Source organism: Micromonospora sp. NPDC020750, assembly GCF_044334565.1.
Taxonomy (GTDB): Bacteria; Actinomycetota; Actinomycetes; order Mycobacteriales; family Micromonosporaceae; genus Micromonospora.
The window spans coordinates 574,658-595,094 of the sequence record NZ_JBIRTH010000002.1; the positions used below are offsets into that span (position 1 = coordinate 574,658).

At 74.0% G+C, this 20,437-nt stretch carries 15 protein-coding genes and 1 pseudogene; 10 read left to right on the forward strand and 6 right to left on the reverse strand.

All coding sequences use genetic code 11. The annotated features are described in order from the left end of the window. Positions 1-104 precede the first annotated feature (104 nt). Both ACH4T9_RS07935 and ACH4T9_RS07940 read left to right on the forward strand, forming a co-directional pair. On the forward strand, positions 105-1,460 hold the full coding sequence (locus ACH4T9_RS07935) for a M1 family metallopeptidase (protein ID WP_396670279.1): 1,356 nt from the start codon (positions 105-107) through the stop codon (positions 1,458-1,460). A 127-nt stretch (positions 1,461-1,587) separates the two neighbouring features. Next, entirely contained in the window at positions 1,588-3,048 is a 1,461-nt protein-coding gene (locus ACH4T9_RS07940) for a M1 family metallopeptidase (protein ID WP_396670278.1), read from the forward strand. Between the two features lie 49 nt (positions 3,049-3,097). Here ACH4T9_RS07940 and ACH4T9_RS07945 read toward each other — a convergent pair whose 3' ends face one another. Next, positions 3,098-4,216, reverse strand: coding sequence for an LCP family protein (locus ACH4T9_RS07945; RefSeq protein ID WP_396670277.1), 1,119 nt, complete (start codon positions 4,214-4,216; stop codon positions 3,098-3,100). Between the two features lie 138 nt (positions 4,217-4,354). On the opposite strand from ACH4T9_RS07945, the gene ACH4T9_RS07950 reads away from it, so the two are divergent. Continuing rightward, positions 4,355-6,052, forward strand: coding sequence for an FAD-dependent oxidoreductase (locus ACH4T9_RS07950; RefSeq protein ID WP_396670276.1), 1,698 nt, complete (start codon positions 4,355-4,357; stop codon positions 6,050-6,052). 119 nt (positions 6,053-6,171) lie between these two features. Beyond that, complete coding sequence (guaA, locus tag ACH4T9_RS07955) at positions 6,172-7,728, forward strand: glutamine-hydrolyzing GMP synthase (protein ID WP_396670275.1); 1,557 nt, start codon at positions 6,172-6,174, stop codon at positions 7,726-7,728. Positions 7,729-7,735: 7 nt separating this feature from the next. On the opposite strand, the gene ACH4T9_RS07960 is transcribed toward guaA, so the two are convergent. Further along, the gene (locus ACH4T9_RS07960) at positions 7,736-8,107 is read right to left on the reverse strand and encodes a PspC domain-containing protein (protein ID WP_396670274.1); all 372 of its coding nucleotides are present in this window, start codon (positions 8,105-8,107) and stop codon (positions 7,736-7,738) included. A gap of 144 nt (positions 8,108-8,251) precedes the next feature. Between ACH4T9_RS07960 and ACH4T9_RS07965 the strand changes: the two genes are divergently transcribed. From ACH4T9_RS07965 to ACH4T9_RS07975, 3 genes are all read left to right on the forward strand, one after another. Next, a complete protein-coding gene (locus ACH4T9_RS07965; protein WP_396670273.1) occupies positions 8,252-9,199 on the forward strand; it encodes an NUDIX domain-containing protein in 948 nt (315 codons plus the stop codon). Between the two features lie 190 nt (positions 9,200-9,389). Next, positions 9,390-10,295, forward strand: a complete 906-nt coding sequence (locus tag ACH4T9_RS07970) for an NUDIX hydrolase (protein WP_396670272.1) — start codon at positions 9,390-9,392, stop codon at positions 10,293-10,295. 346 nt (positions 10,296-10,641) lie between these two features. Further along, positions 10,642-11,562, forward strand: coding sequence for a CDP-alcohol phosphatidyltransferase family protein (locus ACH4T9_RS07975; RefSeq protein WP_396670271.1), 921 nt, complete (start codon positions 10,642-10,644; stop codon positions 11,560-11,562). 60 nt (positions 11,563-11,622) lie between these two features. Here ACH4T9_RS07975 and ACH4T9_RS07980 read toward each other — a convergent pair whose 3' ends face one another. From ACH4T9_RS07980 to ACH4T9_RS07990, 3 genes and pseudogenes are all read right to left on the reverse strand, one after another. Beyond that, the gene (locus tag ACH4T9_RS07980) at positions 11,623-12,876 is read right to left on the reverse strand and encodes a phosphatidylserine decarboxylase (protein WP_396670270.1); all 1,254 of its coding nucleotides are present in this window, start codon (positions 12,874-12,876) and stop codon (positions 11,623-11,625) included. 564 nt (positions 12,877-13,440) lie between these two features. After that, positions 13,441-13,623 (reverse strand): annotated as a pseudogene (locus tag ACH4T9_RS07985) (hypothetical protein); the annotation flags it as partial. Then, positions 13,620-15,455, reverse strand: coding sequence for a PspC domain-containing protein (locus ACH4T9_RS07990; RefSeq protein WP_396670269.1), 1,836 nt, complete (start codon positions 15,453-15,455; stop codon positions 13,620-13,622). The gene ACH4T9_RS07990 and the pseudogene ACH4T9_RS07985, both read right to left, overlap by 4 nt. Before the next feature lie 235 nt (positions 15,456-15,690). Between ACH4T9_RS07990 and ACH4T9_RS07995 the strand changes: the two genes are divergently transcribed. Both ACH4T9_RS07995 and ACH4T9_RS08000 read left to right on the forward strand, forming a co-directional pair. Beyond that, positions 15,691-16,887: a PspC domain-containing protein gene (locus ACH4T9_RS07995; protein ID WP_396670746.1), complete on the forward strand. Its 1,197-nt coding sequence runs from the start codon at positions 15,691-15,693 to the stop codon at positions 16,885-16,887. A gap of 2 nt (positions 16,888-16,889) precedes the next feature. Beyond that, on the forward strand, positions 16,890-17,570 hold the full coding sequence (locus ACH4T9_RS08000) for a response regulator transcription factor (RefSeq protein ID WP_350882108.1): 681 nt from the start codon (positions 16,890-16,892) through the stop codon (positions 17,568-17,570). Positions 17,571-17,590: 20 nt separating this feature from the next. Here ACH4T9_RS08000 and ACH4T9_RS08005 read toward each other — a convergent pair whose 3' ends face one another. Beyond that, complete coding sequence (locus ACH4T9_RS08005; RefSeq protein WP_396670268.1) at positions 17,591-18,325, reverse strand: PIG-L deacetylase family protein; 735 nt, start codon at positions 18,323-18,325, stop codon at positions 17,591-17,593. 435 nt (positions 18,326-18,760) lie between these two features. On the opposite strand from ACH4T9_RS08005, the gene ACH4T9_RS08010 reads away from it, so the two are divergent. After that, positions 18,761-20,401: an ABC transporter substrate-binding protein gene (locus tag ACH4T9_RS08010; protein WP_396670267.1), complete on the forward strand. Its 1,641-nt coding sequence runs from the start codon at positions 18,761-18,763 to the stop codon at positions 20,399-20,401. Positions 20,402-20,437 lie beyond the last annotated feature (36 nt).

The following is a 20,437-nucleotide window of genomic DNA, read 5'->3' on the forward strand; positions in this document are numbered from 1 at the left end:
GGTGGGGTGGGGTGGGGGTGAGGGTGTTTTGGAGCAGGGCGAGGTGAGGGGTGTTCCGGACGGGGAGGTGGGCGGGGCGGGGGCTGTGGGCCGGGTGTCTCGCCGTGGCAGCCCTCGTCGGCTGCAGCGGGGCGCCCCCGGATCCCGATCGCCCCCGTCCCGGCCCGGTCGACGTCGGCGACCCGTACGTCCCCGGCCACGGCAACGGCGGCTACGACGTGGCCGCGTACCGGCTGCGGGTCCGCTACGACCCGGCCGACGACCGGCTCACCGGCCACGCCACGGTCACCGCCACGGCAACCACCGCCCTGTCCCGGTTCGACCTGGACCTCGCCGGCCTGACCGTCACCGCGGTCCGCGTCGACGGGACTCCCGCCCGGCACGCCCGGGACGGGCGCGAGCTGGTGGTCACCCCGGCGCGCGGCCTGGCGAGGGGCGCCCGGTTCGCCGTCGACGTGGAGTACGCCGGGGTGCCCACGCCGGTCGAGAGCGAGCTGGGCGTCGGCGGCCTCCTGGCCACCCCGGACGGCGCGGTGGCCCTCGGCCAGCCCGATTCGGCGGCCACCTGGTTCCCGGTCAACGACCACCCGTCCGACAAGGCGACCTACGACGTCGAGGTGACCGTGCCGGACGGGCTCGCCGCGCTGAGCAACGGGGCGCCGGTGGGGCGGCACAGCAGCGGCGGCTGGACCACCTGGCGCTGGGCCGAGCGGGCGCCGATGGCCAGCTACCTGTGCACGCTGGTGATCGGCGACTACCGGGTGACCACGAGCACCCACGCCGGCAAGCCGATGGTCACCGCCGTCGCGGCGGGCCTGCCGGCGGACGGTCCGGCCGCCGCCTCGATCGCCCGCACCGGGGAGATCGCCGACTTCCTGGCCGACCGCTTCGGGCCGTACCCGTTCGACTCGTACGGCGGGATCGCGCTCGCCGACGGGCGGATCTCGTACGCGCTGGAGACCCAGTCCCGCCCGGTCTACGGGCCGGGGTTCTTCCTCGCCGGCGGCCCGAACACCGAGGTGGTCGCACACGAGCTGGCCCACCAGTGGTTCGGCGACAGCGTCTCGCTGGACCGGTGGGGCGACATCTGGCTCAACGAGGGCTTCGCGACGTACGCCGAGTGGCTCTGGACGGAGCACGGCGGCGGCCGGACCGCGCAGCGCGCCTTCGAGCTGCGTCACGCCGCGACCGACTGGTCGCGGCCGTCGGTGGACCCGGGCCGGGCGGACATGTTCGGCGCCGCCGTCTACCAGCGGGGCGCGCTCGCGGTGCACGCGCTGCGGCGTACCGTCGGCGACGAGGTGTTCTTCCGGACCCTGCGCACCTGGACCGCCGAGCGGCGCGGCGGCAACGCCACCACCGCGGACTTCGTCGCCCTCGCCGAGCGGGTCTCCGGCCGACGGCTCGGCGCGTTCTTCGACGCCTGGCTCGTCGGCGGCACCGCTCCCGCCCTGCCCTGATCCCACCCCCCTGCCCTGATCCCACCCGGCGTGACCGCACCGTGGCCGGTGGTCGGTAGGCTGCCGCGGGCGGAGCGGCCGGCCGGGGCCGGACGGTCCGGGGACCTCCGCCGGGAGGGACGACCTGATGACGCTGACCCTGCGGGGCCTGCGCCCCGGCACCGGGCTGCTGCTGGCCGTTGCGCTCGGGCTGGCCGCCTGCTCCTCGACGCCGACCGAGCCGTCCGCGCCGGAGGCCGCCGCGTCGGCGACCTCGGCCCGGCAGTTCAGGCCCGGCGCGGCCGGGGTGGGCGACGACTACTTCCCCCGGTACGGCAACGCCGGGTACGACGTGACCCGGTACACCGTGCGGGTCCGCTACGACCCGGCGAAGGACCGGTTGACCGGCACCACCGTCGTGCAGGCCACGGCCACCGCCGACCTGTCCTCGTTCAACCTGGACCTGGCCGGGCTGACCGTGCGGAAGGTGACCGTGGACGGCGTCCCCGCCCGGCACGCCCGCACCGGCGACGAGCTGGTGGTCACCCCCGCCGTCGGGCTGACCTCCGGCAACGGCTTCACCGCCGAGATCGGCTACGACGGCGAGCCGAAGCTGCTGCGCAACGAGGCCCTCGGCGAGGGCGGGTTCCGGGCCACCTCCGACGGCGCGGTGGCCCTCGGCCAGCCCGAGTCGGCGAGCACCTGGTACCCGGTCAACGACCACCCCTTGGACAAGGCCGCGTACGACTTCGAGATCACCGTGCCGGACGGGCTGACCGCGGTCAGCAACGGGGTGCCGCTGGGGAAGACCACCCGGGCCGGCTGGACCACCTGGAAGTGGGCAGAGCGCTCGCCCATGGCCAGCTACCTGAGCACCCTGGCGATCGGCGAGTTCCGGGTGACCCGCACCGAGCACAAGGGCCGGCCGGTGTTCAGCGCCGTCACCACGAAGCTGCCGAAGGGGGCAGCGGACGCGTCGATCGCCCGCACCGTCGAGGTGGCCGACTACCTGGAGGGCGTCTTCGGGCCGTACCCGTTCGGCGCGTACGGCGGGGTGGTCGTCTCGGAGCCGGGCATCGGGTACGCGCTGGAGACGCAGAGCCGGCCGGTCTACTCGGCCAACTTCTTCCGCGGGGGCGAGAACACCGGGGTGGTCGCGCACGAGCTGGCCCACCAGTGGTTCGGCAACAGTGTGGCGCTGGCCAGGTGGCAGGACATCTGGCTCAACGAGGGGCTCGCCACGTACGCGGAGTGGCTGTGGGAGGAGCACCGCGGCGGGCGGACGGCGCGGCAGTCGTTCGACACGGCGTACCTCGGCGCGTCCGGTCAGGTCTGGCGGACCCCGCCGGGGAAGCCGGGGGCGGCGAACCTGTTCAGCGAGTCGGTGTACCAGCGCGGGGGGATGACCGTGCACGCGCTGCGCGTCGCCGTCGGGGACCGGGCGTTCTTCGCGCTGCTGAAGACCTGGGCGGCGGACAAGCGCGACGGCAACGCCACCACCGCGGAGTTCGTCGCCCTCGCCGAGCAGGTCTCCGGCAAGCAGCTCGACACGCTCTTCGACGCGTGGCTCTACGGAACGGAGCGGCCGGCGCGACCCACGGCCCGCTGACCCGGCCCGCCCGCGCGGCGGGCCGGTGGACCGGTCGCCCCGGCGCCGGTTACTTCTTCACCACCAGCTCGGGGTGGGCGGCCAGGTACTGCTCGGCGCGGCCCGCCTTCAGCTCGGTGAGGAACTTCCGGCCGACCGGCTTGAGCTGCTCGCCGCGGTAGGCGCTGCCCTTGCCCACCCCCTCGCCGGGCAGGCTGACCAGGACGAGGCGGTCGGCGGGCAGCCCGCCGAGGGCGTACGCGAGGTCGACGATCCTCGGCCCGCCCGCGTAGATCAGGGTGTCGCCGAGCGCGCCGACGACCTGTTCGACCCGGTCCGGCTGCCGGGCCAGGCCCTCGCCCTGGATCTTCGTCACCAGCGCCCGGATCAGCTGCTGCTGGTGGCGCTGCCGGGCGTAGTCCCCGCCGTCCAAACCGTAGCGCTGCCGGGAGTAGTCCAGCGCCTGCCAGCCGTTCAGGTGCCGTTCGCCCTTCTCGTAGACCATCTGCGGGCCGACGTAGCCGCCGCCGCCCGGCGCCGGCTCGCGGTGCCGGCCGTCGGGCCGCCGGTGCAGCGAGACGGTGCGCTGGTCGATGTAGACGTCGATGCCGCCGACGGCGTTCACCAGCTTCTCGAAGCCCTGGAAGGTGACCACCGCCCCGGCGTCGAAGCGCAGCCCGGTGTACCCGCTGACGGTGCTGCGCAGCAGCTCGTATCCCTGGGTCGCGCTCGGCTCCTTCGGCTTGCCGGGCACCCGGCTGCCGTAGCTCATCGCGTGGGTGAGCTTGGTCTTTCCACCCTTGTATCCGGCCTTCGGGAAGGCGGGGATGTCGACCAGCAGGTCGCGGGGGAGCGAGAAGACGTACGCCCGGTCCAGCTCCTTCGTCACGTGCGCCACCAGCACGGCGTCGCCGTGCGGCTCCCAGCCGGGCACACTGACCCGGGTGTCAACGCCGACCATGAGCAGGTTCAGCGGCCCGGTCACGTCGGCCCCCGGCGGCGGGGTGGGGCTCGGCGCGGCCTCCGACGGCGTGGGCGCGGCGGTGACCCGACCCGCCCCGCGCTCGGGCTGCCGGTCCGAGATCAGCCGGACGGCCACCGTCGCGCCGCCAACCACCAGGACCAGGACCGCGAGGACCGCCAGACCCACCCGCCACCGCCGGCGTCCGGTTCCCGCCTCTCCGGCCATGTCACACCCCCGTCCGTACAACGCTCCGACCGAGTCGCCGGGTTGCGGCCGCTGAGCGACGGATCGCTGGCGGCGGGGTGCATGATGCCGCGAAAACGGGCCCTGGCGCGATAGCTACCCGTCGGTAATGATGCCTCCATGCGGTACGACGTGCTCGTCATCGGGTCCGGCTTCGGCGGCAGCGTCACCGCGCTCCGGCTGGCCGAGAAGGGTTACTCGGTCGGCGTGCTGGAGGCCGGGCGGCGCTTCGCCGACGACGAGTTCCCGGAGACCTCGTGGCGGCTGCGCCGGTTCCTCTGGGCCCCGCGCCTCGGCTGCTACGGGCTGCAACGGATCACCCTGCTCCGGTCCGCCGGACGTGGAACCGGTGGCGGGGTGCTGGTGCTGTCCGGGGCCGGGGTGGGCGGCGGCTCGCTGGTCTACGCGAACACCCTCTACGAGCCGCTCGACGCGTTCTACGCCGACCCGCAGTGGCGGGACGTCACCGACTGGCGTGCCGAGCTGGCCCGCCACTACGACCAGGCGAAGCGGATGCTCGGCGTCACCACGTACCCGGTACAGACCCGGGCGGACCGGGCGATGCGGGCGGTGGCCGACCGGATGGGTGTCGGCCACACCTACCACTCCACCCCGGTCGGGGTGCACATCGGCCGGCCGGGGGAGCGGGTCACCGACCCGTACTTCGGCGGGGCCGGCCCGGAGCGCACCGGCTGCACGCACTGCGGGGCGTGCATGACCGGCTGCCGGCACGGGGCGAAGAACACCCTGGTCAAGAACTACCTGTGGCTGGCCGAACGGCTCGGCGCGCGGGTGCACCCGCTGACCACGGTCACCGCCGTCCGCCCGGCCGACGGCGGCGGCTACCGGGTGGAGACCGTCCGCACCGGGGCCTGGCTGCGCCGGCGCCGCCAGGTGTTCCACGCCGACCAGGTGGTCCTCGCCGCCGGGTCGCTCGGCACCCAGCGGTTGCTGCACGAGATGAAGGCCACCGGGGCGCTGCCCGCCCTGTCGCCCCGCCTCGGCGAGCTGACCCGGACGAACTCCGAGGCGATCCTCGGCGCGTCGGTGCCCCCCGGGCGGGCCCGCGCCGAGGGGCTGGACTTCACCGAGGGGGTGGCGATCACCAGCTCGTTCCACCCCGACCCGCAGACCCACATCGAGCCGGTCCGCTACGGGCGCGGCTCGAACGCGATGGGGCTGCTCCAGTCGCTGCTGGTCGACGGCGGCCCGCACCGGGTCCGGCGCTGGGTGGCCACCCTGCTGCGCCAGCCCGGGACCGCCGCGCGGATGCTCACCGTCCGCAACTGGTCGGAGCGGACCGTCATCGCGTTGGTCATGCAGTCCGCCGACAACTCGCTGACCACCCGCTGGCGGCGCGGCCTGTTCGGCCGGCGGCTGGCCGCCGTCGCGGGCCACGGCGAGCCCAGCCCGACCTGGATCCCGGCCGGCAACGCCGCCGCCCGGCTGCTGGCCGAGGAGATCGGCGGCACGCCCGGCGGGGCGCTCACCGAGCCGTTCAACATCCCGATGACCGCGCACATCCTCGGCGGGGCGGTGATCGGCGTCACCCCGGCCGACGGGGTGATCGACCCGTACCACCGGGTGCACGGCCATCCCGGGCTGCACGTGGTGGACGGCGCTGCCGTCTCGGCGAATCTCGGGGTGAACCCCTCGCTGACCATCACCGCCCAGGCGGAACGGGCGATGTCCCTCTGGCCCAACAGGGGCGAGGTCGACCCTCGCCCGCCGCTCGGGGAGCCGTACCGGCGCCTCGACCCGGTGCCGCCGGCCCACCCGGCCGTCCCGGCGGACGCCCCGGGCGCCCTGCGGGCGTGAGCGGAAGGACACCTTTCGACGCCCCCGGCAGCGAATGGCTCCCCGGTCGCCGGAACATCCGTGCGGGAAGGGCCGCCCGCGCACCGGAGCGGGTGTGACTGTCGGTAGGCTTCCTGCACATGAGCACGCCTCGTCCCGTCCTCGTGGTGGACTTCGGAGCCCAGTACGCCCAGCTCATCGCGCGCCGGGTGCGTGAGGCGCGGGTCTATTCCGAGATCGTGCCGCACTCGATGCCGGTGGCCGAGATGCTGGCGAAGAATCCGGCCGCGATCATCCTGTCCGGCGGCCCGGCCAGCGTCTACGCCCCCGACGCCCCGCAGATCGACGCCGGGATGTTCGACGCCGGCGTCCCGGTGTTCGGCATCTGCTACGGCTTCCAGGCGATGGCCCAGGCGCTCGGCGGCACCGTGGCGCGCACCGGCAACCGGGAGTACGGCGGCACCCCGCTGCGCCCCCGCCTCCTCGAACCCGGGGTGTTGCTCCGCGACCTGCCGGCCGACCTGCCGGTCTGGATGAGCCACGGCGACTGCGTCACCGAGGCCCCGGCCGGCTTCACGGTCACCGCCGAGTCGGAGGGGGCACCGGTCGCCGCGTTCGAGGACCTGGCCGGCCGCCGGGCCGGGGTGCAGTTCCACCCGGAGGTCGGGCACACCGCGCACGGCCAGGAGATGCTCACCCGGTTCCTGTACGACATCGCCGGCATCGAGCCCACCTGGACCCCCGCGAACATCATCGACGAGCAGGTGGCCCGGATCCGCGCGCAGGTGGGCGACAAGGAGGTCATCTGCGGCCTGTCCGGCGGGGTGGACTCGGCGGTCGCCGCCGCGCTGGTGCACAAGGCCGTCGGTGACCAGCTCACCTGCGTCTTCGTCGACCACGGCCTGCTGCGGGCCGGCGAGGCCGAGCAGGTGGAGAAGGACTACGTCGCCGCCACCGGCATCAAACTCAAGGTGGTCGACGCGCAGGAGAGGTTCCTCGGCGCGCTGGCCGGGGTGATCGACCCGGAGCAGAAGCGGAAGATCATCGGCCGGGAGTTCATCCGGGTCTTCGAGGCCGCCGCCAGGGAGGTCGCCTCGCACGGCGACGTCGAGTTCCTGGTCCAGGGCACCCTCTACCCGGACGTGGTGGAGTCCGGCGGCGGCACCGGCACCGCCAACATCAAGAGCCACCACAACGTCGGCGGTCTCCCGGAGGACCTGAAGTTCGCCCTGGTCGAGCCGCTGCGCACGCTGTTCAAGGACGAGGTCCGGGCGCTCGGCCTGGCGCTGGGCCTGCCCGAGGCGATGATCTGGCGGCACCCGTTCCCGGGTCCCGGCCTGGCCATCCGGATCATCGGCGCGGTCGACCGGGAGCGGCTCGAACTGCTGCGCCAGGCCGACCTGATCGCCCGCGAGGAACTGACCGCCGCCGGCCTGGACCGGGGCGTCTGGCAGTTCCCGGTGGTGCTGCTGGCCGACGTGCGCAGCGTCGGCGTGCAGGGCGACGGGCGCAGCTACGGGCATCCCGTGGTGCTGCGCCCGGTCTCCAGCGAGGACGCGATGACCGCCGACTGGTCCCGGCTGCCCTACGAGGTGGTCGCCAGGATCTCCACCCGGATCACCAACGAGGTGGCCGAGGTGAACCGGGTGGTCCTGGACGTCACAAGCAAGCCGCCGGGCACCATCGAGTGGGAGTGACGCCGGCTCAGCCGGCCGTCGGCGGCACCGGCCCGTCCGGCGCCCCGTCCGCCCCGGGCGCGGTCGCCGGGGCCGGCGGCCAGGTCGGCTGCGGGCCGTACCCCGGGGTGGGCGACGGGCCGGGCGTCGCGGGGCCCGCCGGGTGCGGCCAGGCCGGGGCGCCGGCCGGCTCCTCCGGCATCAGGAACCACATGATCGGGTACGCCAGCGCGGCGAGCCCGCCGGTGAGCACGGTCGCGACGGCGAACGCCACCCGGACGAGGGTGGGGTCGACGGCGAAGTAGCGGCCGACGCCGCTGGCCACCCCGGCCACCATCCGGTCGGTGGTGGGGCGGCGGAGCTGCTTGTACGGGGCCTGGTGCGGGGGTGTCGAGGTCATGCCCCCACGGTCCGCGCCGGGCGGCGTGGCGACCTCGGTGAGGGCCCGGATCGCTACCCTGACCGATCCCTGATGATCCAGTCATTAGTCAGGAATCTGACTCTTTTCGATCCAGGTAACGCCGGCCGAGGAGAATTCCCCCCCGTGACCACCATGCTGGAGCCGCTCCGCAGGATCGCGGCATACGCAGTTTGTGCTGATTCAGTCGGCCGATTGTTGCTGGTCCGCGCATCGAAGCGCTCCGGCACCCCCGGAACGTGGTCCCTCCCCGGCGGGGCGGTCGACCACGGGGAGGACCCGAACCACACCGTCGTCCGGGAGACCGCCGCCGAGACCGGGCTCTCGGTCGCCGTCGCCGGGCTGGACGACGTGCTCGCGGACATGCGGGCCCTGCCCGAGCGGGGCATCACCATCCACACCGACCGGCTCATCTACCAGGTCTCGGTGCGGGGCGGCACGCTGGCCGACCGGGTCGACCGGCCCACCGACCTGGCCCGCTGGTTCACCCGCACCGAGGCCCGCGAGCTGCCGCTGCGCGCGTTCACCGCGCGCGCCCTCGGCCTGCCCGCCTCCTCGGCCGACGTGGTGCCCGACGAGCCGCCGGAGTTCCCCTCCTTCTACGCGGTCCCGGGCCCGGACGGGCTGCACCGGGCCCAGCGCTTCGCCGCGTACGCGGTGGCGACCGATCCCGAGGGCCGGGTGCTGCTCACCAGGGTCTCCGACGGGTACCCGGGCGCCGGCTGCTGGCACCTGCCCGGCGGCGGCACCGACTACGGCGAGCAGCCGGGCGCGGCGCTGATCCGGGAGCTGGTCGAGGAGACCGGCCAGCGGGGCCGCCTCGTCGAGCTGCTCGGCGTGGCCAGCCACCGCGACGCCGCCTCGCTCGGCCCCGAGGGCTACCCGATCGACTGGCACGGCGTGCGTGCCTTCTACCGGGTGGCGGTCGACCAGCCAGCCCCGCCCACCGTGACCGACGTCGGCGGCTCCACCTGCGAGGCCCGCTGGTTCGCCCGCGAGGAGCTCGGCGCCCTGCCCACCGACCGGCTCACCGAGGTCACGGCCGAGGCGGTCCAGGCCGCCCGGCTCACCTGAGCGTCCCCTCCGCCCGTCCCCGCCCGCGCGGGCCCGGTCCGTCTGCCGCGCGCCCGCTGACGGAGGTCAGCCGCCGGGCCGCGCCCGCGCGGGCCGGTCGCTCGTCGGGTTGTCGCCGCGCCGCGCCGTCGCGGTAGGCGATAGCTTCATGATCGACCGGGTACGCGGTCCGGGGCGGACGGGGAGGCGCATGGAGCAGCGGCGGCGGGTCGGGGCGTACGGGGTCTGTCGGGACCGGGCCGGGCGGGTGCTGCTCGTGCGGGGGTCCGACCGGGCCGACTTCCCGGGGGTGTGGCAGCTCCCCGGGGGCGGCCTGGAGCACGGGGAACACCCCGAGGTCGGCGCGCTGCGGGAGTTCGCCGAGGAGACCGGACTCGCCGTCGAGGTGACCGGCCTGCTCGCCGCTGTCGCGGACGTCACACCGCTACCCGGCGCGGGCGTCGAGCTGCACACCGACCGGATCGTCTTCGCCGTGCGGGCGAGCGGCGGTGCGCTCCGGGGCGAGGCCGACGGCACCACCGACCTGGTGCGCTGGTCGAGCATCGAGGAGGCGGCCGGGCTGCCGCTGATGCCGTTCACCGCCGAGGCGCTCGGCCTGCCGGTCACCCCGCTGCGGCGGCCCGCGCCCGGCACCGCGCCGTACCCCCCGCCGGCGGCCGACCGGCACCAGCGCTTCGCGGCGTACGGCCTGGTCACCGACCCGGCCGGCCGGGTGCTGCTCACCATGATCGCGGACGGTTACCCGGGCGCCGGCTGGTGGCACCTGCCGGGCGGCGGCACGGACCACGGCGAGCAGCCGGCCGGCGGGCTGCTCCGCGAGTTGGTCGAGGAGGCCGGCCAGCTCGGCCGGGTGGTGGAGCTGCTGATGGTGCACAACCTGCACAATCCCGCCGCGCTGGGGCCGGAGGGTCGGCCGCTGGACTGGCACGGGGTGCGGGTGGTCTACCGGGTGCAGGTCGAGAATCCGACCGAGGCGCGGGTCACCGAGCTGGCCGGGGGATCGACGGCCGCAGCGGCCTGGTTCCCGCCCGACCGGCTCGAAGGGCTGCCCATGACCGAGGTCGCGGGCCTGGCAACCGGACATCACGCCGTATAGCGCCCGCCCGCTCAGCCGACATCGAATGGCTCCGGTAGTCTGTGAAGCAGGGTTGATGGAGGAACGGGCGATGAAGCCCGAGACAGGAATAACAAGGCGTTTCGCGCGGTTTGACCGAGGTGCAAGTACCGCCGGCAGCTATCGCCAAGCCCCACTCCCCTGTGCAATGGTGTACTCCGCTTGAACGGCTGCCGGGCCAGAAGCGGTCCGGCACGAGACAGCCGGACGCCCGCCCCCGTGGCGGCCAGTCGATCCGGTGATGGAGGAAAACGTGCCGAGAGCCCCATGGCGCCGGCGTCGTACGACTGATAGTCCGCGCCCCGCAGGGCGTCGCTGGGCGGGCCCGTTGCGCCGCAGCAGCACGTTCGCCCGCCAAGTGCTGCTGGTCCGGGTGGGTCGCCGCGACGGCGTCGCCGCCGCAGGCACCGACCTGGCATCCCCCGAGCACCGCTACCTCGACCGGCAGCGCCGCCGGTACGGCCTCGACCGGTACGAGCGCACCGAGGTCCAGGCGATCGTGCCGGTGAGCCCGGCCCTCGGCCCCAGCACCCCGGTCGACGATGAGTCGTCGATGTCGATCCCGCTGCTGCCCGGCGACCGGACGGCGGCCCGCAGGGCCAAGTTCGCGCTGGTCAACGCCTGCACCCTGGCCAGCCTGGTGCTCGGGATCAACGCCATCTTCCTGGCCATGCAGGGTGAGGTGCGCATCGCCGCGCTCCTCCTCATCGCCTGCGTCGTGTTCGACGGGCTCGACGGCGCGCTCGCCCGCAAGTTCGGGGTGGCCAGTCCGTTCGGCGCCCAGATGGACTCGCTGGCCGACATGTGCTCGTTCGGCCTCGCCGCCCCGGTGGTGGTCTACGCCTCGCTGGCCGGCGAGGCCCCGCCCGCCGCCGCCGCGGTGGCCGCAGCGCTCGTCGCCGCCTGCGCGGCGATCCGGCTCGCCCGGTTCAACGTCTCGCCGAAGGACGGCCGCTTCTTCTGCGGCGTGCCGACCACGATGGCCGCGGCCGTGCTCGCCCTGACCGTCGCCATCGGGCTGCCGCTGCCCGGCCTGGTGCAGATCGCGGGGGTCGCGCTGTTGGCCGTCGCGATGGTCTCCAGTTTCCCCTACGCGAAGCTGGCCCGGCTGGTCAAGCTGCCGCCGTGGCTCTGGCTGGCCCCGGTGATCGGCGGGCTCGTCGACGTCCGGCTGACCTTCGCCCTGGTCGTGATGGGCTACCTGGTCAGCGGTCCACTGCTCTGGCTGCACCAGCGCCGCACCGCCTGACCGACGATCTACCCGAAAGGGGCGCCGCGAACAGCGGCGCCCCTTTCGTCGTCCTAGAGGTCAGCGCCAGCGGGCGATGACCGTGGACCCGCCGATGACCTTGTCGCCCGGCCCGACGAGCGGGTCGGCCGCGTCGGCCGGCAGGTAGACGTCGGTCCGCGAGCCGAACCGGATCAGGCCGAACCGCTCGCCCCTGGCCAGCAGCGACCCGATCGGTGCGCGCTGCACGATCCGCCGGGCGATCAGCCCGGTGCGCTGCGCGACGACCACCGTGCCGTGCTCGGTGTCCAGCACCGTGTACGCCGCCACGTTGTGCTCGGCGTCCGGCTTCATCGCGTTGACGAAGCCGCCGTCGGCGACGAAGTAGTCGACCACCTTGCCGGCCACCGGGGACCGGTTGACGTGCACGTCCAGCACCGAGAGGAAGACCGCGACCCGCAGCCACTCGCCGTCGCCGAAGCGCTCGTCGTGCAGCCGCTGTACCGAGAGCACCTGCCCGTCGGCGGCCGCGACGACGGCCGACGGGCCCTCGGGGACGTCCCGCTCCGGGTCCCGGAAGAACGCGGCCACCGGGACGGCGGCCAGCGCCGGCAGCAGCCACAGCTTCGACTTCGGCCGGACGGCCCGGGTCAGCGCGGCGAGCCCGAGGGCGATCCCGGCCGCGGCCACGCCGTTGGAGTCGATGTGCATGCCCCTGGTCAGCGGGACGCTGGACGGCCGGTGGGCCGGGGCGAGCCGGGCCGCGACGGCCGTACCGGCCGGGGTGAAGCGGAGCCGGTGCACCCGTACCGGCGGGGAGTTGCGCAGCACCAGGTCCGCCCCGACGCCGTACAGCGCGCCCTGCCGCTCGATCTCGGCGGCGGCGCCGGCGGTGCGCCCCGGGGCTGCGGGCGCGGCGAGGCTGAGCACCGCGCCGTCGGCGAGGTACTTGGTCAGGTCGTCGATGGTCGAGCGGGCCTCCTCGGCGGTGCCGGTGAGCGGCTCGGCGGCGATCACCACCTCGGCGGCGTCGGCCTCGGCGAGGGAGTCGGCCACCCGAACCCGGTCGGCGACCCAACGGCCCTGGGCCGTCACGTGCTCGCGCAGCGCGGCGGGCGTGGCCGTCGCGGACGGCACCACGGTGAGGGAGTCGCCGGGCAACAGGGCGTCGATCGCCGCGGCCAGCACCGCGGACTTCGGGGTCGCGCCGACCAGCAGGGCGCCCTTCGGGTCGTTGCGCCGGGCGAGCTCGGTGACGAGGGTACGGGCGGCGCGCTCGCCGATGCGGACCGGACCAGGCTGGCCGGAGGTTCGCACGGCGGGGGACTGGGTCATGTCGGACGGGCTCCTGACGGGGTAGAGACGGAATCGCGGCGGGACCGCCACGGCGACCCGGTCGGGTCGGCCGCAGAACGGGCCGGCGACCTGCCGAAGCGGCCGTGGGCGCGGCCCGTGCCGGCCGGCGGAGGCGAGCTCTCCACCGGCCAGCATATGCGCCCGGCGCGGGCGACCGCACCGCCGTGGTCAGCCGTCCGCCCCCTGCGACCCGCGGCGCGGCGCGTCCGGGCCGGCCGGGTCGGACGTCGGCCCCACGACGGTCGGATCGGCCGTCAACCGGGGCAGCGGCTCGGTGACCCGCTCGGCGGCCGGGCCGGGCGGTGGCCCGCCGGCGGGGTCGGCGTCCAGCGGGTCCGCCGGCGACCAGCGGGCCGGCCCGCCGTCGCTGACCGGCCGGTCCTCGACCGCCCCCGGCCGTTCGTCGGTGACCGCCGCGGTGGGCCACTCGTCGGCCGAGGGCGACCCGGCCTCGGTGAATGCCCGTTCGGAGCCCGGCCGGTCGCCGAAGCCGGCGTCCACGGCGTCCGCCGGTGCCGGCCGTTCGGCGTCGCGCCGGTCGCCCCGGCCGGAGCGCAGCGCGCCGACCAGGCCCAGCGCGCCGATCAGGATCAGCCCGCCGGCCAGGAACCAGCCGACCGGCGGGAGGTCCAGGCCGAGCAGCTGGGCGAGCAGCCACCACCCGGCCAGGGCGACGAAGACCAGGCCGAAGCCCAGCGACACGACATCGGTGCGGTGGGCCTTCACCGGGTCACCTCCAGGTTGCCGGCGTTGATGTGGACGTACAGGCGCAGCTTCCCGCCCCCGGCGCCGTCCGCGCCGAGGTCGGTGCTCTCCCGGAGCCGGCCGTCCAGCCCTCCGGAGCGTTTGCCGAAGATCTTGGCGTCCCCGGCGTTGACCTCGGCGATCGTCGTGACGTCGACGTTCGCCGGCACCACCACGGTCGCCGTCCCGAATTTGATATCGACGGTGATCTGGGTGTCCTGCTTGTCGAAGTCGATTCCGCGCAGGTCGAGCACGGCGTCGCCGAAGTTGTTCTCGTACCGGTCGGCCAGGTCACGACGGTCGGTGGGGGCCCAGGTGACGTTCCCGTCGATGCCCCGGATCCGGTCGTAGGACTCGGCGACGGTCGCGATGCCGAGCGCCGCCGCGGTGACCAGCCCGAGGGCGATCAGCCAGCGGGCGCGGCCGAACCAGGCGCCGACGAGCAGACCGAGCCCGACCGTCGCCAGGGCCGCCGCGAAGTACGCCGACGCGCCCACGTGGACAACGTCCAGCAGGTCGAGCACGGCGACCACCCCGAGCGCCAGGAAGACCAGCGAGAAGGTCACGGCGCCCAGCGGGGAACGTTCCCGGGGCGGCTTCGGGGGCTTGGCCGGGCGGGGCGGTGGGGGAGCCGGCTGCGGGCCCCTGGCGTACGGGCCGTGTGGGGCGAACGGCGGCCGGTAGCCGGCCGGCGGCTGGGGCGCGGCGACCGGCGGGTAGCCGGTCGCGGGCACGCCGACCGGGGGGAGGGAGCCGGTCGACGTGCCCGCCGGCGGCCAGGCGGGGAGCCCGACGGCCGGCCCGGCCGGGGCGGCCGTCCAAGCGGCGGCGGGCTGCTCGGGCGCCGACGTCCCGGACCGCTGCCCGGCGAACGGCGTCCAGGAGGGCTGACCGGGGACCAAAGGCCCGACCGGCGGCAGTCCGGGGCCGGCGGACGGGGCGAAGAGGCCGGGCGCGGGCCACGCGACCGGCGGCACCGGGCCCGGCGGGGTGGCGGCCGGTGCGCCGGGCACCGGACCCGGGCCGCCCCGGTCGAACGTACCGCGCTCGCGGTTGAGCAGCAGCGCGCCGCCGACCAGGATGGCCGCGCCCAGCAGCACCGCCCGGAACGCGTCGGTGACGATGTACCCGAAACTCACCGCCACCAGGATGCTCAGCACGATCACGGTGAGCGGGGACATGCTGGACCGGCCCCGGCCCAGCATGGACTCGACCGGGGAGGCGCTGTCGCCCTCGCCCGGGATGATCAGCCAGGCCGTGACGTACACCAGGATGCCGATGCCGCCGAAGAAGCCGAGCACGGCCAGCAGCACCCGCCACAGCACCGGGTCGGTGTTGGTGGCCCGGCCGATCGCCGCGCAGACGCCGGCCAGGTAGCGGCCCTCGCTGGGCCGGACCAGCCCGTACCGGGAGGTGAAGCTGGCACCCTCGGGCGGCGGGGGCGGCCCCGCGTACCCCCCGGGGGGTGGTGGTGGCGGGCCGCCCGGTCCCGGGCCGTGTGGCCCGGGGGCCTCCCCGGCCGGCGGCGACCAGGCCGGGTCGCCCCCGGCGGTCGGCGGCGGCCAGCCGCCCGGCGCGGACGCCCTCGGGTCGGCGGTGCCGGGAGTGCCCGGTCCCGCCGGGGTTCCGGCCGCGGCGGCACCCGGTGTCGCGGGGGAGCCGGTCGCACCCGGCCCCGGCCCGGCGGGTCTCGCCGGACCGAAGACGGTCGGTGCGGTCCAGCTGGCGGGCGTGGTGGGCGCCGGATCCGCCGGTGGCGGCCCGTCCGGCCAGGCCGCCCCGGGACGGGGCGGCGGGGCAGCTTCCTCGGTCATGCCTCGATCCTGCTGCCCCGACCGGCCGGGTGGCCTCAGGACCCGACCCTGACCCCACCCTGAGATCCGGGCGGCCGGGATGTCGGGGGCGTCCCCGTGGTCGGTTGGGGTCCCCGCGTGTGACGATCGAGACCGGCACGCCGGTCCGGCGCCCGCCCCGTCGCACCTGAACAGGGAGTATCCGATCAGCACCGTGATCCAGCCGCCCCGGCTCTACCGGGTGCCCGAGCACCGGATGGCCGCCGGTGTCGCCGCCGGCATCGCCGACCACCTGGGCATCTCGGTGGTGCGGGTACGGATCGCCTTCACGGTGCTGCTCGGCCTCAGCGGGCTCGGGATGCTGCTCTACGCCGCCTTCTGGGCGGTCGTCCCGCTTCGACCGGGCGACACCGCCGTCCCGCCCCGGCGGGACATCGGGCAGTTGCTGCCGTTCGTGGCGATCGGGCTCGGGGTGCTGCTGGTGCAGGTGATGGTCTTCGACTCGGTCGGCGCGGCGGGCACCGCCGGCTGGCTGGTCGCGATCATCGCGGTGGGCGCCGGGGTGATCTGGCACCAGGCCGCGCCGGAGCGCCGCCGGCAGTGGGGCGAGTCGATGCCGGTGCCCTGGCTGGGCGCGGTGGTGGAGGAGAGCGACCGGCGGGCCTTCGTGCTGCGGTTCATCGGCGGCGGGGTGCTGGTCGCGGTGGGCATCATCGGCGTCGTGGCGGTCTACTCGCCGGTGCAGAACTTCGACGTGGTGCTCAACGGCGTCATCTTCGCGCTGGTCGGGCTGGCCGGCGTGGGGGTGGTGGCGGCACCGGTGCTCTGGCGGACGTACAACCAGCTCCGCTCGGAGCGCGAGGGGCGCATCCGCGAGCAGGAACGGGCGGAGCTGGCCGCCATGGTGCACGACCAGGTGCTGCACACCCTCGCGCTGATCCAGCGCAACGCCGCCGACGTGACGACCGTGCAACGGCTGGCGCGTGGCCAGGAGCGTTCGCTGCGCAACTGGCTCTACAAGCCGGCCGCCTCGCCAACGGAACGGTTCGCGGCGGCCCTGGAGCAGGCCGCGGCCGAGGTCGAGGACACCTTCGGGATCACCGTGGAAACGGTGGTGGTGGGCGACCGGGACACCGACGAGCGGATCGGCGCGCTGGTCGCGGCGGCCCGGGAGGCGCTGGTGAACGCGGCCCGGCACGCCGGGGTGCGGACCGTCTCGCTGTACGCGGAGGTGGAGCCGGACCAGGTGAGCGCCTTCGTCCGGGACCGAGGCAAGGGCTTCGACCCGGATACCGTGGGAGACCACCGGCACGGGGTCCGGGGGTCGATCATCGGACGGATGAGGCGGCACGGCGGCCGGGCGGAGATCCGCTCCGAGCCGGGTGAGGGGACCGAGGTCCGGTTGATCCTGCCGATCTCCCGTGACCAGTCCACGACGGAGAGGGAGAGATGACCATGGCCGAGCACGGGCCGGTCGAGGGGGCACAGGGCCGCCCCGAGCGGCTGCGCGTCTTCCTCGTCGACGACCACGCCATGTTCCGCGCGGGGGTCCGCGCCGAGTTGGGCGCCCATGTCGAGGTGGTGGGCGAGGCCAGCACGGTGGCCGAGGCGGTCGCTCGGATCGCCGCCACGGGTCCCGACGTCGTGCTGCTGGACGTGCACATGCCCGACGGCGGCGGCCGGGCGGTGCTGGAGGCGATGCGTCGGACCCACCCGCAGGTGCGGTTCCTGGCGCTGAGCGTCTCCGACGCGGCGGAGGACGTGATCGGCCTCATCCGGGCCGGTGCCCGGGGCTACGTGACCAAGACCATCTCCCCGGACGATCTGGCCGCGGCGGTGCGCCGGGTGGCCGACGGGGACGCCGTGTTCAGCCCTCGGCTGGCCGGGTTCGTGCTGGACGCCTTCGCCGCCCGACCGGACGCCCCGGTGGCCGACCCGGAGCTGGACCTGCTCACCAACCGGGAGCGCGAGGTGCTCCGGTTGCTCGCCCGGGGGTACGCGTACAAGGAGATCGCCAAGGAGCTCTACATCTCGATCAAGACGGTCGAGACACACGTGTCGAACGTGCTGCGCAAGCTCCAGATGTCCAACCGGTACGAGCTGTCCCGCTGGGCGGCGGACCGCCGCCTGGTCTGACGCCGGCCGGGTCGGCCCGGTCACTCCGTCCGCAGCACGGTGAACGCCTCCGCCAGCCGGCCCGGCGGCAGCCCGGCGTTGTCGGCGACCGTGGTGAGCCGGTCCCGGACCCAGGTCTCCACGTCCAGGTGGGCGGTCTGCGAGCGGTGCGCGCGCATCGCGGCGACCTTGCGGTCGTACCGGTCGGTGACGTCGACCACGTGGTCCGGGCCGGGGCCGCCGGCGTACCAGACCTCGCGGACCACCCACGGCGCCAGCCCGGCGGCCAGCAGCTCGGGGTGTGCGAACCGGTTGCGCGCGTCCGGGTAGATCGCGCAGGTGGTGGCCTCGCCGACGGCCAGGTGGTCGGGGTGGCTCGGGCCGGCCAGTTGCTCCCAGCGGCGCAGCGGGGAACTGGTCAGCACCCGGTCGGGTCGGAACCGGCGGATCACCGCGGTGATGTCCCGGCGCAGCGCGGTCGTCGGGGCGAGGGCGCCGTCGACGTACCCGTCGAGGAACTCGACCCGGCGCACCCCGACGGCCGCGGCGGCGGCGTGTTGCTCCTCCTCGCGCAGCCGGGGCACCTCCGCGCGGGGCATGTCGTCGAACCCGCCGGCGTCACCCCGGGTGACAATGAGGTAGGCCACTTCCGTCCCCTCGTCCACCCAGCCGGCTATGGTGCCCGCACAGCCGAAGTCGACATCGTCCGGATGGGCAAATACGGCCAGCGCACGGTGGATGCCGGCGAGCGCCGGGGCGGAGGCGGGGAAGCTCACAGAGCCGAGCCTACGCGCCGACCTGGGCGAGGGGAGCCGACCACGTTTTGCCTGGTCAGGGCGATGCTGTCGGGTCGTATCATGATCTTTTTTCAAGTATCGGCAACGCTGCGACCAACTAACGGCTTGATAACGGCACCTTCACGTAACGGGCCGGTAGGTGTCACAGTTGCAGCACCTCACCCCCGGCGTGAGGCACCCACGCATGGTCCCGCGACCACGGAAGCCGCTGAGCAGTCACGGTTCGTGGCCGCCCGGCCCTGCGCGGAGCCGAGCCCGGTGCGGTGTGGTGGCCCGGCGGATCGGTGCATCAGGGGTGTCCCGATTTTTCTGCGTTAAACCGGCGGTGAGCGGTTGCGGTCGCCGGCGGTGTCACCCCCATACGTGCGTGAGAACTCACGACGGAACCAGGCTAGAAAGAGGAGGCCCCTCGGAATGAGAGTCTCGAAGCGGGCGAGTGGCGCGATCGCGTTGGGTGCGGCTTTCGCGCTCGTCGTGACCGGCTGCTCCAGCAGCGACGACGGCGGCGACGCCGGCAATAGCGCGGACGGTGTTATCACGATCGACGGCGGCGAGCCGGAGAACCCGCTGGTCCCGTCGAACACCACCGAGACCAACGGTGGCAAGCTCATCGACTGGTTGTGGACCGGTCTGGTCGAGTACCCCAACGACGGTGGCGCCCCGCGGAACGCCCTCGCCGAGTCGATCGAGACGACCGACTCGAAGGTCTACAAGATCAAGATCAAGCAGGACACGAAGTTCCACGACGGCACCGCCGTCAAGGCCAAGAACTTCGTGGACGCCTGGAACTGGGGCGCCTACTCGCCGAACGGCGCGCAGAACTCCAGCTTCTTTGCTGACATCCAGGGCTTCGACGAGGTCAACACCGCCGACCCCGATGGCGCGGACGGCCCGCAGAAGGCCCCGGAGCCGAAGGCCAAGGAGATGTCCGGCCTGAAGGTCGTCGACGACTGGAACTTCGAGGTCACCCTCGCCGCGCCGACCGCCGTGTTCCCGACCAAGCTCGGCTACAGCACCTTCATGCCGCTGCCGGACGCGTTCTTCGCGGGCACCGCGGAGGACTTCGGCAAGAAGCCGATCGGCAACGGCCCGGTCAAGTTCGTGTCGTGGGAGAACAACGTCCTCATCAAGCTCACGCGGTTCGACGACTACCAGCTGCGCGACAAGATGAAGATCAAGGACGTCAACGTCAAGCTCTCGCAGAACGACGACGCCGTCTACAGCGAGCTGGTCTCCAACAACATCGACTTCCAGCAGCAGGTTCCGGTCTCCTCCCTCGCGGGTGACAAGTGGAAGACCGACCTTGGCGAGCGGGCCATCTCGTCGGTTGCCCCGGTCACCGGCATCATCGCCTTCCCGATCTACGACAAGCGCTTCGCCGACCCGAAGCTGCGTCGCGCCGTCTCCCTGTCGATCAACCGGCAGGAGGTCACCGACAAGATCTTCTTCGGTAACCGCAAGCCGGCCGACAGCTGGGCCAACCCGTTGGCCCCGGGTGCGGCGCCGGGCAACTGCACCGCCTGCCAGTTCAACGTCGACGAGGCCAAGAAGCTCCTCGCCGAGGCCGGTGGCTTCAGCGGCGAGATGGTCTTCTACTACAACGCGGACGCCAGCCACAAGGAGTGGATGGAGGCCGTCGCGCAGCAGGTCAAGACCAACCTCGGCATCAACGCCCGCGCCGAGGGCGTGCCGACCTTCGCGGTGTTCCGGCAGAACATCAACGCCCACAAGATGAAGGGCCCGTACCGCGCCGGCTGGCAGCAGGACTACCCGGACGTCGAGAACTGGGTCAACCCGCTCTACGTGACCGGTGGCTCCTCGAACGACGGCCTGTACAGCAACAAGCAGGTCGACGCCCTGGCCAAGGAGGCCAGCGCCGCGCCGAGCCTGGACGCCTCGCACGCCAAGTTCGCCGAGGCCGTCAAGCTGATCGACGCTGACGCCCCGTCGATCCCGGTCTACTTCAGCGGCCAGCAGTCCGGCCGCTCGGACAAGATCAAGAAGATGGAGCTGACCAACGTCGGCGAGCTCGACATCACCTCGGTCGAGCTCTGATCCGTACGGTCTGACCCCGGGTCGGGCTCACCTACC